At 62.0% G+C, this 13,757-nt stretch carries 11 protein-coding genes; 1 reads left to right on the top strand and 10 read right to left on the bottom strand.

Going from position 1 to position 13,757, the window contains the following annotated elements; genetic code table 11:
- Positions 1 to 276: 276 nt before the first annotated feature.
- Positions 277 to 1,899 (bottom strand): glucose-6-phosphate isomerase, encoded by a 1,623-nt coding sequence (gene pgi, locus JF539_RS14100; protein ID WP_207141301.1) that lies wholly within the window; start codon positions 1,897 to 1,899, stop codon positions 277 to 279.
- A gap of 155 nt (positions 1,900 to 2,054) precedes the next feature.
- On the bottom strand, positions 2,055 to 2,846 hold the full coding sequence (locus tag JF539_RS14095; protein WP_209017289.1) for a delta-class carbonic anhydrase: 792 nt from the start codon (positions 2,844 to 2,846) through the stop codon (positions 2,055 to 2,057).
- Positions 2,847 to 3,113: 267 nt separating this feature from the next.
- On the opposite strand from JF539_RS14095, the gene JF539_RS14090 reads away from it, so the two are divergent.
- The gene (locus JF539_RS14090) at positions 3,114 to 3,692 is read left to right on the top strand and encodes a PilZ domain-containing protein (protein ID WP_207141299.1); all 579 of its coding nucleotides are present in this window, start codon (positions 3,114 to 3,116) and stop codon (positions 3,690 to 3,692) included.
- Positions 3,693 to 3,725: 33 nt separating this feature from the next.
- On the opposite strand, the gene eda is transcribed toward JF539_RS14090, so the two are convergent.
- The 8 genes from eda to JF539_RS14050 form a co-directional block, all read right to left on the bottom strand.
- Positions 3,726 to 4,364 (bottom strand): bifunctional 4-hydroxy-2-oxoglutarate aldolase/2-dehydro-3-deoxy-phosphogluconate aldolase, encoded by a 639-nt coding sequence (gene eda / locus JF539_RS14085; protein ID WP_207141298.1) that lies wholly within the window; start codon positions 4,362 to 4,364, stop codon positions 3,726 to 3,728.
- Between the two features lie 138 nt (positions 4,365 to 4,502).
- Positions 4,503 to 6,323, bottom strand: coding sequence for a phosphogluconate dehydratase (gene edd / locus JF539_RS14080; protein WP_207141297.1), 1,821 nt, complete (start codon positions 6,321 to 6,323; stop codon positions 4,503 to 4,505).
- A 152-nt stretch (positions 6,324 to 6,475) separates the two neighbouring features.
- Positions 6,476 to 7,951 (bottom strand): glucose-6-phosphate dehydrogenase, encoded by a 1,476-nt coding sequence (gene zwf / locus JF539_RS14075; protein WP_207141296.1) that lies wholly within the window; start codon positions 7,949 to 7,951, stop codon positions 6,476 to 6,478.
- Positions 7,952 to 8,048: 97 nt separating this feature from the next.
- On the bottom strand, positions 8,049 to 8,996 hold the full coding sequence (locus JF539_RS14070; RefSeq protein WP_207141295.1) for a carbohydrate kinase family protein: 948 nt from the start codon (positions 8,994 to 8,996) through the stop codon (positions 8,049 to 8,051).
- Positions 8,997 to 9,077: 81 nt separating this feature from the next.
- Positions 9,078 to 9,875 (bottom strand): ATP-binding cassette domain-containing protein, encoded by a 798-nt coding sequence (locus JF539_RS14065; RefSeq protein ID WP_209017288.1) that lies wholly within the window; start codon positions 9,873 to 9,875, stop codon positions 9,078 to 9,080.
- On the bottom strand, positions 9,851 to 10,900 hold the full coding sequence (locus JF539_RS14060; RefSeq protein WP_419247683.1) for an ABC transporter permease: 1,050 nt from the start codon (positions 10,898 to 10,900) through the stop codon (positions 9,851 to 9,853). Before JF539_RS14060 ends, JF539_RS14065 begins: the two co-directional genes overlap by 25 nt.
- Positions 10,901 to 11,078: 178 nt before the next feature.
- Positions 11,079 to 12,095, bottom strand: a complete 1,017-nt coding sequence (locus JF539_RS14055; RefSeq protein ID WP_207141293.1) for a sugar ABC transporter substrate-binding protein — start codon at positions 12,093 to 12,095, stop codon at positions 11,079 to 11,081.
- Positions 12,096 to 12,122: 27 nt separating this feature from the next.
- Positions 12,123 to 13,442 (bottom strand): ROK family transcriptional regulator, encoded by a 1,320-nt coding sequence (locus tag JF539_RS14050; protein ID WP_207141292.1) that lies wholly within the window; start codon positions 13,440 to 13,442, stop codon positions 12,123 to 12,125.
- Positions 13,443 to 13,757: the final 315 nt, after the last annotated feature.

The following is a 13,757-nucleotide window of genomic DNA, read 5'->3' as shown; positions in this document are numbered from 1 at the left end:
CCTTCAGAACCGTTCAAGACGGTGCAGTCAATGGTTTGCCCTTCGAATTCATTCCGCGAACCGATGGCGTTGAAATGTCCCTGCCGAAACTAAGCTGCTTTCCGTTCCGGGGCAATCCTTCTTTCCTCCCAGCAGCTTGTGACGGTCATGAAACACAACATTCGCACGACAGGCTGCTACAGACTGATAGATGCCGGTAGGGCAAAAATAAGGCGGGTGGCCGGGCGAAGCGACGCATCCGTGTTTTCACACAGCTTCGATTCCCCCGGCGATTCTTCAACCCTTGAGGGCCGCCAAAAGCCCCGTTGTCGAGGCGTCCTTGCCTTCGGCCGGCGCGTCACCCTTGACCATCGGGAGAAGCGCGGTCGCCAGTTCCTTGCCGAGTTCAACACCCCACTGGTCGAAGGAATTGATTCCCCAGATGACGCCCTCGACGAAAACGCGGTGCTCGTAAAGCGCGATGAGGCGGCCAAGCGCGAAGGGAGTCAGCTTGTCGTAGGTGAGCGTCATCGACGGGCGGTCGCCCGGGAACACCTTGTGCGGCGCGAGCCGGTCGGCCTCTTCGTCCGGCTTGCCGCCGGCTTTCAAAAGCGCCTTCGCTTCCTCGAGCGTCCGGCCAAGCATCAGGGCCTCGGACTGGGCAAGGCAATTGGCGATGAGAAGGTCGTGATGGTGCTTCAGGTCTTCCTCGTGGCCTTGCGCCGCAATCAGGAATTCGCAGGGGATGACCGTCGTGCCCTGGTGCAGGAGCTGGTAAAAGGCGTGCTGGCCATTGGTGCCGGGTTCGCCCCAGACCACCGGGCCCGTGTCCACATCCACCGCACTGCCGTCGAGTTTCACCCGCTTGCCGTTTGATTCCATGTCGAGCTGCTGCAGGTAGGCGGGCAGGCGGGAGAGGCGCTGGTCGTAGGGGAGAACGGCGCGGGACGAAAGCCCGAGCACGTCCCGGTTCCAGATGCCGACCAGGGCCATCAGGACCGGCAGGTTCTCGGCCAGCGGGGCCTCCTTGAAATGGGTGTCGAGGGCGAAGGCGCCTTCCAGGAAGTCGCTGAACGCATCGGGACCGATGGCGATCATCAGTGGCAGGCCGATGGCGGACCAGATCGAATAGCGGCCGCCGACCCAGTCCCAGAACCCGAATACCCGGTCTTCATCGATGCCGAAGGCGGCCACCTTTTCGAGGGCGGTGGAAACGGCCGCGAAATGGGCACCGACCGCATCCTCGCCCAGTGTTTCTGCGATCCACGCTCGCGCGGTCTGCGCGTTTGTCATGGTCTCGATGGTGGTGAAAGTCTTCGAAGCGACGACGATCAGGGTCGTCGCCGGATCGAGCTTTTCCAATGTGTCGGCGATATGGGCGCCGTCGACATTGGATACGTAATGCAGCTCCGGACCGTCATGATAGGGCGCAAGCGCAAGCGTTGCCATGACCGGACCGAGATCGGAGCCGCCGATGCCGATGTTGACCACATCGGTAAAAGGCGCTCCGGTGGAGGAGACCAGCTCGCCGGAGCGCACGGCCTCGGAAAAATCCGCCATGGCATCGAGCACGGCGCGGACTTCCGGCATCACGTCGGTGCCGTCGACCATGACCGGGGCTTCGGAACGGTTTCTCAAGGCGGTGTGCAGCACCGCACGCCGTTCCGTGGCGTTGATCTTCTCCCCGGCGAACATGGCGGCGCGCTTGCTCTCGACGTCCGCGGTCCGGGCGAGCTCAAGCAACAGCTCCATCGCCTTGCGGTCGACTTTCGACTTGGAGTAGTCCAGAAGCAGATCGCCGCATTCGGCGGTGAAAGTCTCAAACCGGGCAGGGTCGCTGGCGAATAGCTCCCGGAGTGTGGTGGACTTGAACTCTCCGGCATGTTGCTTGAGAGAACCGAATGCTGCTTCGAGTGTCATGAAACACCTCTAAAATCGATTTAAATTCAGCAGGTCCGCAGCCTTGGGCGGTGCCGCGCATGGGATACCACAGAGGTTTTGGAAGCGGGAGAGGAAATCGGATCGGACGGCCGGGTTTGGCAACCGGCCGCCTGTCGTCGTTTGAGGCGGGTATGTCAGTCCGTAATCGGTGCCAGCAGTTCTTTTGCGGTGACGAGCTGGCGAACCCCGTGGGAGTGGTCTTCTTCGAAAACGTTGCCGTTATCAGCCCAGGCATTCAGCGAATTGATATCCAGCTTCGCGCATTGCGGACGCACGCTCCAGGTGACCTGAAACGGCGAACAGGTGGCTTGAGTGTAGCTCGGTCCGGTGGTCGAACCGATGAAGGTGACGGGTTCGCCGGTGCCCGATGGCAGGGCCTTGGCCTGATGACGGCCGTTTTCGATATTCCCATCGTAGGCGAAATCGAGGAAATTCAGCGCCTTGGGGTCGTTGACGACGAGGAAGACCTGGGATTCGACGCGCAATTGCGGATTGGCGCAGCTGTCCGAGAGGCAGGAGCCAAGGCCTTTGCCAGGCTGGACATTGCAGGAGGAATAGACCCAGTGAACCTCGATCGTATCACCGGGTTTCACACCGTGATACGCATGGCTGGCGGGTTCCTTGAGTTCCGCATCCGTCAGTTCGCCGGTATTGCCGCATTTATAACCGCCGTGCTCGCCGTCGCCGGCAAAGACGGAGAAGCCCGGGCCCTTGTGCTCGGCGTTCGTATGAGTGTGGAGGTTGCACAGATTGAGCTCGTTCGCCGGAGGCGCGATGGCGACGCTTGCGGTGTTCTGGCCGGCCTTGTCTGAAATGTCACGGGGGGTCTGGGGGCCGAAGCCCTCACACAACATTGCCGCTTGAGCCGTTGAAACGGTGCCCAGAACGGCAAGGGTTGCAAGAAAGGTCTTTTCAGGAAATTTCACAGCAGCCTCACTTCGAGTAAATGCATTGGGGCAGAGGGAACCTCGATTGCCGTCGCTTGGCATAATCGGTGGAAATCGTTTACGTTACCGGTTGCATCGTGGCATCCTAGTATGATCTTTTTCAATAAGCAGTACTAGTCTGATACTTGGTTAACAATTTATGTTGGTGTCATTCTTACTAATGCCGTAAGTTACACTGCATCATATCTGTCGTTCGTTTGCGAAAATTGTAGTATTCATAAGCGACGCGCAGAGTGAGAATGATTCATGGCAGACGACAAATCTCCACATGGACTATCGCACCTCGAGGACCAGCCCGAGGCTGAGGAAGAGGTCCTCGTAATCGATTTCGAAAATCTGGCCGTTATCAACGCGGTCGTTTCAAATGTCAGTTCCTGGGGGTGCCGTTTGACGTCCGTCGATGTCGGCGACCTCTACAAGTCCATCGGCATCCGTCCGAAAGATTCGGCAAAACTCGTCAAGGCCCAGGTCACCTCGGTGAAAGGCAACAATGCGGCCGTGGTTTTTTCCAAGAGTGAGAAAACCGTCTCCGACAAGCGGCGGGAGAAACGCAACAATGTCAGCATTCAGGTGAAGGTCGCCGACCTTGAGGGAATTACGGAGATTACCGGCACGATCATAGATGCCGGTAACAACGGCTGCCGGATCTCGGCGCAAGGCCTGTCGGCGTTGCCGGAGGAGGTCTTGCTTACGATGCCGAAATTTGAAAGGCCGGTCGTGGCCGAGTTCGCCTGGCGCAACGAAACGTCCGGCGGTTTGCGCCTCCTCTGGGACCGTGCCACAGGGGGCGACGAGCAGGATCAGGACAACATCGGCGAAGACTGAGCGTGGCGGGACGAGCCGCGGGGCAAGAGCCTGTCAGCCAGCCAGATCCGCCGCAGCACGGGCGCGGGCTTCGATGCCGCTCCAGTCTTCGTCTTCGATCGCCTTCGCATCAGCGACCCAGGACCCTCCGACACACAGCACGTTCGGCAATTTCAGGTAGTCTTTTGCCTTTTCAGGCGTGATCCCTCCCGTCGGGCAGAATTGAGCGGCTGCAAGAGGAGAGGAGAGGGATTTCAGATAGGAGGCACCGCCGGCCTGTTCGGCCGGGAAGAACTTCAACCGTTCATAGCCGCGTTCCAGGAGAAACATGACCTCGGAGGCCGTGGCCGCGCCCGGCAGCAACGGAACGCTGTGTTCGTCGGCCGCACCGATCAGGGCTTCCGTCGCGCCGGGCGAGACGATGAAACGCGCGCCCGCGGAGACGGCCGCGTCATATTGCCTGGCGTCAAGGACTGTGCCCGCCCCGACAATGGCGCCTTCGACATGTTCGTTGACCGCGTCGATGGCTTCAAGCGCATGCCGTGTCCGCAAGGTGATCTCGATCGCCGGCAGACCGCCGCGCACCAGGGCCTCAGCCATCGGTACGGCTTTTTTCGGATCTTCCACGATCAGCACCGGGATGACCGGTGCCGCGCGCATGACCTGTTCGATTTTTGCTATGTCCTGGGCCATCGTTTTACTCTCAAACTCCCTAAAATCCTGCACCTCTGCGCAAGCAGGGCGCTATTCATCGCAAACGGGACCGTTTTTCTCAGCAACATTCTTTCGAAAACACCGGGTCCCGGCGCTGCGTCATCTAAATGACTTCCCTCATATCCCGAACACATGCGCGCCGGTATCCGGCGTGCCGACATTCGCCCGGAAGGCTGCGAAGAGATCGCGGCCGACGCCGAACCGGTGCTCGCTCAGGTCCTGGGTCGCGGCCGGCCTTGCGTTGAACTCCGCGTCGTCGACCAGGACCTCAAGTGTGCCGGTCACCGCATCGATGCGGATCATGTCGCCGTCGCGGATCTTAGCGATCGGGCCGCCGGCGGCGGCTTCCGGGGTCACGTGAATGGCCGCCGGCACCTTGCCGGAGGCGCCTGACATGCGCCCGTCGGTGATCAGCGCGACCTTGTGGCCGCGATCCTGAAGGATGCCCAGAGAGGGGGTCAGCTTGTGCAGTTCCGGCATGCCGCAGGCCTTCGGTCCCATGAAGCGGACGACGGCAGCGACATCGCCGTCAAGTTCCTTGTTCTTGAAGGCTTGCAGGAAATCCTCTTGCGAATGAAACACACGGGCAGGGGCTTCGATTACATGGCGTTCCCTGGCGACGGCGGAAATCTTGATCACCGCCTTGCCGAAGTTGCCGGAGAGCATTTTCAGGCCTCCGGTGGGCTGGAAGGCTTTCGTTACCGGAGCGAGAACCGTTTCGTCCCCGGAGTCCGCGGGCACCTCTTCCCGAGTGACATTGCCTTCAGCGTCAAGTTTCGCCTCGACCGTATACCCGGAGAGATCGCTGCCGTAGACGGTTTTCACGTCCCGGTGCAGGTAGCCGGCGGACAGGAGCTCCCGGATCAGATAGGCAAGGCCGCCGGCGGCCTGGAAGTGGTTCACGTCCGCCTTGCCGTTCGGATAGACCCGGGCGAGCAGCGGCACGGCGTCGGAAAGATCGGAGATATCGTCCCAGGTCAGCCGGATTCCGGCCGCGGCGGCAATCGCCACCAGGTGCATGGTGTGGTTGGTGGAGCCGCCGGTGGCGTGCAGTCCAACGACGCCGTTGACGATGGCCTTTTCGTCGATGATCTCGCCGACGGGGGTGTATTCGTTGCCGAGCGCCGAAATCGCCAGCGCGCGCTTGGCCGCTTCCCTGGTCAGGGCGTCGCGCAGGGGCGTGCCCGGATTGACGAAGGACGCGCCCGGCATGTGCAGGCCCATGATTTCCATCAGCATCTGGTTGGAGTTGGCCGTTCCGTAGAATGTGCAGGTGCCCGGAGAGTGGTAGGCCTTCGATTCGCTTTCCAGCAGGGCGTCGCGACCGACCTTGCCTTCGGCATAGAGCTGGCGGACCTTGGCCTTGTCGTCGTTGGAAATGCCGGTGGTCATCGGCCCGGCGGGGATGAAGACAGCCGGCAGATGACCGAAGGAAAGAGCGGCGATCGCCAGACCGGGAACGATCTTGTCGCAAATGCCGAGGAAGACGGCGGCGTCGAACATCTGGTGAGACAGGCCGACGGCGGCGGCCATGGCGATCACGTCGCGGGAAAAAAGCGACAGTTCCATGCCTTCCTGGCCCTGGGTGACCCCGTCGCACATGGCCGGAACCCCGCCGGCGACCTGAGCAACGGCTCCTATCTCATGAGCGGCGTCCCGAATTAGCGAAGGGTAGGTCTCATAGGGCTGGTGAGCGGAAAGCATGTCGTTGTAGGAGGTGATGATGCCGAGGTTCGGAACCACATCGCCGGAAAGTGCCTGTTTGTCGGCCAGGCCGCAGGCGGCGAAACCGTGAGCGAGATTGCCGCAGGAAAGGCGGGAGCGCTGCGGTCCCTTGTCGGCTGCCCTGGCGATCCGTTCCATGTAGGCGGATCGGCTGTCATGGCTGCGCTTGACGATCCGTTCCGTGACGTCGCCGATGCGATCCTGGAGTGTCATGGCTTCTCCTTTTCGGGCCCCGTTGCAGGCTTCGCGGACTGGAACCACGGAGCCTTCCGACTTCGTCAGCCGGGACCGGCTTGACTTGTTGCAGTCTTGCTAATCGATTTAGGTGACGGCGCCGTAACGGGCTCGAGGCCCGCCGAACCGGCTCAGACGCCGTCGTCTTCCGCCCAGGTCCGGCCGTCGCGCTCCACAAGGGCGATCGACGCGGAAGGTCCCCAGGTTCCGGCAGTGTAGCCCTTGGGTGCGTCCTTGAGGGAGGCCCAGGCCGCCTGGATCGGATCGATCCAGGCCCAGGCGGCATCCACCTCGTCGCGGCGCATGAACAGGGTCTGGTTGCCTCGGATGACATCCATGATGAGGCGCTCGTAGGCGTCCGGATTGCGCACCTTGAAGGCTTCCGCGAAACTCATGTCGAGCGGGACCTGGCGCAGGCGCATGCCCCCGGGGCCCGGGTCCTTGATCATGATCTGCATCTGCACGCCTTCATCCGGCTGCAGGCGGATGATCAGGCGGTTGGCGGTAATCGCGCCGGCCTCCGCGTCGAAGATCGAATGCGGGATCGGCTGGAACTGGACCACGATTTCCGAAACGCGGCGGGCCAGACGCTTGCCCGTGCGCAGGTAGAAGGGCACACCGGCCCACCGCCAGTTGGCGATTTCCGCCTTCAGGGCGACGAAGGTTTCCGTCTGGCTTTCCGTATGGCCGAGTTCCTCCAGATAGCCCGGCACCGCACCGCCGGCCGACGCGCCGGCCCTATATTGACCGCGCACGGTCAGCTTTTGAGCGTTTTGTTCGGTAATCGGGGCAAGGGCCTTGAGAACTTTGAGTTTTTCGTCCCGCACGCTGTCCGCGTTCATGGACTCCGGCGGTTCCATCGCCACGAGGCACAAAAGCTGCAGAATATGGTTCTGAACCATGTCCCGAAGCGCGCCCGCCGTGTCGTAGTAGCCGGCGCGGCCGCCGACGCCGAGGGACTCGGCCACGGTGATCTGGACGTGATCGATATGGGCAGCGTTCCAGAGCGGCTCGAACAGGGCGTTGGCGAAGCGCAGCGCCATGAGGTTCTGCACCGTTTCCTTGCCGAGATAGTGATCGATACGGAAGATCTGGTCCTCGGAGAACACCGCGCCGACCGTGTCGTTGAGGGCCCGGGCCGAGGCGCCGTCCTTGCCGATGGGCTTTTCCATGACCACGCGCGAATGATCGTTGACCACCCCGATCTCACCGAGGTGCTCGCAGATCGTGCCGAACAGGTCCGGGCCCACCGCGAGGTAGAAGGCGCGGGTGACGTCCGGCCGTTCCTCGAGAATGACTTTGAGGTCCTCGAAGCCCTCGCCCGAGGCGGCATCGGTCTTGACGTAGCGCAGCCTGTTCAGGAACATCTCGAGAGGTTCGTCCTCAAGATCCTTGACGTGCTCCTGCAGGGCGTTTTTCGCGTAATCCCGGAATTCTTCGTCCGTGTAGTCGCGGCGGGCGCTGCAAACGATGCGCGCGTCGTGCGGCATCTGTCCGTCCGCGGCCCTGTGGTAAAGGGCCGGCATCAGCTTGCGGTGAGCCAGGTCTCCGGAGGCTCCAAATACGATCAGATCGAATTCTTCAACTTCAATGACGCGTACCGCCATAAACAAATTCCTCCAAAAAGTCCGATCTGCCGTCACAAACGCCGATGCCGGATCGGTTCGAGGGTGTTTAAATCGATTTAATTCTCTTGTCAGCCCCTCATTTCAAGGTGGCCCATTCTTTGTGCAGTTCATCTTTCCGAGGCAGGTCGGCACCGCGGCGCGAACAGGTGATGGCGGCTGCCTTGACGGCAAATTCAGCAAGACGGCGCAAACGGGTTTCGTCAAGGGCCGACAGGGTGTCCCGGCTGACGGCTCCCAGTGTCTTGAGGCCGGACAAAAGGGCGGCCTGGAACGTGTCGCCGGCCCCCACCGTATCCTCGACCTCGACGGCGATCCCGGGCGTGTCGAATTCGATCCCCGGCGCGAAGACGGACGCGCCGTCACCGCCCCGCGTGACGATCACGAGGCCGGCGCCGTCGCCGAGCCATCTGCGGGCGATGTCCCGGACAGCTTCGTCCGGTGCGATCAGGGCGAGATCCTCGTCGCTGACCTTCACGAGATCGGCGAGCGGGACGAGCGTTTCCGTGTTCCGCCGCCAAAGCGTCATGTCCGGCTCCACGGTCGGGCGGATATTGGGGTCGAAGGATATCAGTGCGTTCTTTCTTTCGCGTTCGATCAGCGTTTTGAACGCGCTTGCGACCGGTTCCACGAGGGCGGTGTAGGAGCCGACATGCAGGAAAGCGGGCGGCGCGTCGAAATCGGGAAGGCTGTCGGCGGTAACCATGCGGTCGGCGGCATTTGTGCCGTAAAAGGTGTAGGCCGGATGGCCGTGCTCGTCCTTCTGCACCAGGCTGAGCGTGGTCAGGTAGTCCGTTCTGAGCACGTACCGGTCCGAGACGCCCTCGACTACGAGCTTCTGGACGAGTTTTTCCCCGAGCGCGTCGTTTGAAATGCCGCCAAAGAATGCTGCCTGTTCCTCCAGCCGGGCAAGACCCATGGCCACATTGAATGGAGAGCCGCCGATACGGGCGTCAAAGGAAAGGCTGTCCCCGGACGACGCTTCGCCGAAAAGGTCGAACAGGGCTTCACCGCAAATTAGATACATAAACAGTCCAGATCGTTCATGGTGTTCAAAAGGCAATCGGTCCGACGGCTCCGGACCGATTATTTTGAGATCGCGCTGCGGTCAAGCCGCCAGGGTCTCCGGCGGGTCCATCGCGCCCGTCATGATGGCGACCGCATCGGACATGGAAAAGTCCGACGGTCTGATAACGCAGGCCCGCCGGCCGAGGCGGTGGATATGGATGCGGTCGGCGACCTCGAAGACATGGGGCATATTGTGACTGATCAGCACGATGGGCAAGCCGCGCGCCTTCACATCCTTTATCAGGTCCAGCACGCGGCGGCTTTCCTTGACGCCGAGCGCCGCCGTCGGCTCGTCCATGATCACGACCTTGGAGCCGAAGGCCGCCGCCCGGGCGACCGCCACCCCCTGGCGCTGTCCGCCGGACAGGGTTTCGACCGCCTGGTTGATGTTCTGGATGGTGAGCAGGCCGAGCTCGTTGAGCTTCTCCCGGGCGATTTCCTCCATCTTCCTGCGGTCGAGCTGGCGCAGCCATTTTCCCCTGAAGCCGGGTTTTCTCAGTTCCCGGCCCATGAACATGTTGTCGGTGATCGACAGGGCGGGCGACATGGCGAGCGTCTGGTAGACGGTTTCGATGCCGGCGTCGCGCGCGTCGATGGGAGAATGGAAATGGACAGGACTTCCGTCGAGCAGGATCTCGCCGTCGTCGGGGCGCACCGCTCCGCTGAGAGCCTTGATGAGCGTCGACTTGCCAGCCCCGTTGTCGCCGATGACCGCGAGGATCTCACCGGGGTAGAGTTCGAAATCGGCGTGGTCCATGGCCACCACGCGGCCGTAGCGTTTGACCAGATTGCGGGCTTGGAGAACGGGTTCCATCACACAGAGACCTTTCTGATCCATTGGTCGATCGCCACCGCGCCGATGATGAGAATGCCGATCAGCAGGTAGGTCCACTGGGCATCCGCCCCAAGCAGACGCAGGCTCAAGGTGAAGACCCCGACGATCAATGCGCCGAACAGGGTGCCAAGGATGGACCCGCGTCCGCCGAAGAGCGAAATGCCGCCGATCACCACGGCGGTGATGGATTCGATATTGGCGAGTTGGCCGGTGGTCGGCGAGACGGACCCGATGCGGCCGATCATGGCCCAGCCCGCGAAACCGCAAATCAGGCCTGAGAGCATGTAGACCGAAATCAGGACACGGTTGACCTGGACACCGGAGAGCTTGGCGGCTTCGGGGTCGTCGCCCACGGCGTAAACATGCCGTCCCCAGGCCGTCTGCCGGAGCGCGTAGGCCAGAACGAGCACGAGCAGCACCATGAAGATCACGCCGTAGGTGAAGTTAGTCTGGTAAAGGACGCCCAGAAGGGCGTTGTCGTTCGTGTGGGAATCGAAATTGGGTGCGATGACCGCCAGAAGGTCCCGGTTTGCATTGCCGCCGAAGAACTGCAGCAGCGGCGCCGTCTCGGCGATTTCCTGCGAGCGGATGGTCTCGTTGGCGGAATAGAGGAAGTTGGTGGCCAGAACGATCTGCCACATGCCCAGCGTCACGATGAAGGGCGGCAGTTTCACATAGGCGATCAGGATGCCGTTGATGTAGCCGCACAACGTTCCGCACAGGAGACCGCAGGCGACAGAGACTTCGACCGGCAGGCCGTACCGGAAGGTGAACTGGCCCATGACGACGGAGGACAGCACCATGATCGCTCCGACGGACAGGTCGATGCCGGCGGTGAGAATGACAATGCTCTGCGCGGCCGCGACGATCCCGACGATCTGGACCTGCTGCAGGATCAGGGTCAGGGCGAAGGGAGAGAACAGCTTCGAGCCGAGCAGGAGGCCGAACACGATCAGCGACAGCATCAGGACGATCAGTGGAACCAGGGACGGGGTCTGATGCAGCGTGTGCTGGATTTTGTGCCCGATGCCATGGCCGTGGTCGTCGAACGAGGCGACGGCCTTGGGGCTGGCTGCCGCCGCGGTTTCGTAGTCCGCTGGTCCGCCTGCCGGTTTGCTTTCTAAGGTCATGCCCGTTTAACCTTTTGTGGCCCTTGGAAAAAGGGGTGAGGCAAGCCGCACCCCTTCCGGTTCAGTCCTGAGGGGCCTAACCCCAGCAGAGATCCTTGCCTTTGGCGGTGTCGATGGAGTCCACGCCCTTGGCCGGCTTGTCGGTGACGAGTGCGACGCCGGTGTCGAAGAAGTCCTTGCCCTCGGTCGGTTCAGGCTTGGAGCCGTTGTCCGCCCAGGCCTTGATCGCCTCGATGCCGAGAGAGGCCATCAGCAGGGGATATTGCTGCGATGTCGCGCCGATGACGCCGTCCTTGACGTTCTGGACACCCGGGCAGCCGCCGTCGACGGAAACGATCAGGACGTCGTTTTCCCGTCCGATGGCTTTCAGCGCCTCGTAGGCTCCCGCGGCTGCCGGCTCGTTGATGGTGTAGACCACATTGATCATCGGGTCCTTCGCCAGCAGGTTTTCCATTGCACGGCGGCCGCCTTCCTCGTTGCCCTGGGTCACGTCGTTGCCGACAAGGCGGGGATCGGTTTCGTCGCCCCACTTGTTCGGGTCGCCGAGTTCGATGCCGAAGCCTTGCAGGAAGCCCTGATCGCGCAGAACGCCGACGGTCGGCTGGCTGATGGCGAGGTCGAGCATGGCAATCTTAGCGTCCGCGGCCTTGTCGCCCAGGCTGGCGGCGGCCCACTGGCCGATCAGTTCACCGGCCTTGAAATTGTCGGTCGCGAAGGTGGCGTCTGCGGCGTCGATCGGGTCGAGCGGGGTGTCGAGGGCGATCACCAGGAGACCGTTGTCGCGGGCCTGCTGAACGGCGGGCACGATGGACGACGTGTCGGACGCGGTCAGCAGAATGCCCTTTGCACCATCGGCGATACAGGTTTCGATGGCCGCAACCTGGGTTTCATGGTCGCCGTCGATCTTGCCGGCGAAGGATTTCAGTTCAATGCCGAGTTCTTCCGCCTTGGCGGTCGCGCCTTCCTTCATCTTCACAAAAAAGGGGTTGGTATCCGTCTTGGTGATCAGACAGGCTGAAATGTCGGCCGCGGCCGCCGGGACGGCCGCCATGGCCGCGAGCACCGAGCCGGTTGCAAGAAGTTTGCGGATCATTTGCGTTTTCCTCCCTGGCCTTCTTAACTAACGGCGGCTGGATGTGGCCAGATGCGATCCAAACCGCGCTGCCCGTGCCGGAAATCCGGATTTCTCCTCCGAGTTTCCGGCTCCAGCGGGTCCCTTGTCCTTCCCGCCCGTGAGGATCGTTGCCCGGGGCGAGAAATTGAAAAACTGCGGCAAGCTGGCCGCACCGATGGCGCCGGCGTCGTGGCCGAAACTGCCGATTTCGATGTCGGGCGACTGCCTTTGTTCCGGTGCGGCGGTTTGCACCGCCGCCTTGAGCGCTTCGCGGAACACCTCCGGGAAGCGCCCGCTCAGATCGCCGTCAATCACGATCAGGGGAACGTCCAGAAGCGCGTAGGCAGACCGGAGCGCGAGGGCGACGGCATCGGCGCAGTCCGCCATCCACTCTTTGAACAGGACATCGTCGCGCTCGACGGCATCTTGCAGGTCCGGCCGGCTCAATCCGGCGAAGCCTTCGGGCGACATGTGCCGGGCGAAGGCGACAAGGGACGCCCGGGTCAGCAATAGGTCCCAGCCGTGTCGTGACTCGGGAGCCGTCGACAGACTGCTCGGCGGCACCGGCATCATGGCGACGTCGGCCGCGTTTCCGGATGTTCCGCGCACGACATCGCCGTTCAGTACCAACCCGCCACCAATGGCGGGGCCGAGAAACAGATACAGGAAGTTATCGTTCTGGCGGCCGAGCCCGTAAAAGAGTTCCGCTACGGCGGCGGCGGTTCCGTCGTTTTCACTGAAGACCGGCAGACCGCAGGCGTCCTCCAGCGCCTGTGCCATGTCGAACCCCTCCCATTTTCCGAAGTCGGCCGCGGGAAGCCCGAGCTCGCGCAACCAGGCCCCCAGATTGAACGGCTGAGCGAGACCGATTCCGGTGATCCGGTCGCTGTCCTCGTCGCTCAGATGGGTCCGCAGGCGGGAAAGATCTTCCGTCAGAATCTCCAGGGTCCGCTCGGGGCTGGGCAGGATCATGTCGTGGACGATCCGGTCGATGATGGTTCCGGAGAAGTCCATCAGCACCGTTTCGAGATTGGTGCGGTCCAGACGGACGCCAAACGAAAAGGCACCGCGCGGTGCAAGACGCAACAGCGTCGCCGGCTGGCCCCGGCTGCCGTCGTGGCGCTTGCCGACCTCGACGATCAGTCCTTCCTCGATAAGGTTCTGAATAATCGCTCCGATGGCGGCATTGGTGAGTTGAACCGCGCGGGCGAGATCGGCCTTGGAGGCTTCGCCGGCACGCCGCAGGATCTGCAGCACGATGCGTTCGTTATATTTACGCAGCTGCGCGGAATTCGAGCCGCGGCCGTTTTTGCGGGTCTCCGTCACCGTCCCTGTTCCTCCCGAACAAGTGCGCCGTTTTCCGGCGGCTTTAAAATAATTTATTTTGATGAAATTTTTCTCCCTTAACGACGTTCTGTCAATCGCCTTTCGCTGCTGCGCTGCGGAGAAACTGTGTTGTCATGCGGTAAGGACCTGAAGTGCTTGGGGATTGGCGAAGGACCGAACCGGAACAAAATTACGCTGCGGAATTTCTTTAGGCGGACATTCCGGGGCCGGACCTCCCTGGTGGCATCCGCATTGACGCCCCTGCGAGGTCCCGGCCCGAAACCGGTTTGATCTTCCGCGCGCGCCTGTATGCTT

The sequence above is a fragment of the Roseibium aggregatum genome (genome assembly GCF_017309185.1).
Classification (GTDB): Bacteria; Pseudomonadota; Alphaproteobacteria; order Rhizobiales; family Stappiaceae; genus Roseibium; species Roseibium aggregatum_B.
Note: the sequence above shows the minus strand (reverse complement) of the source record. Positions and strands in the feature narration are given on the sequence as shown.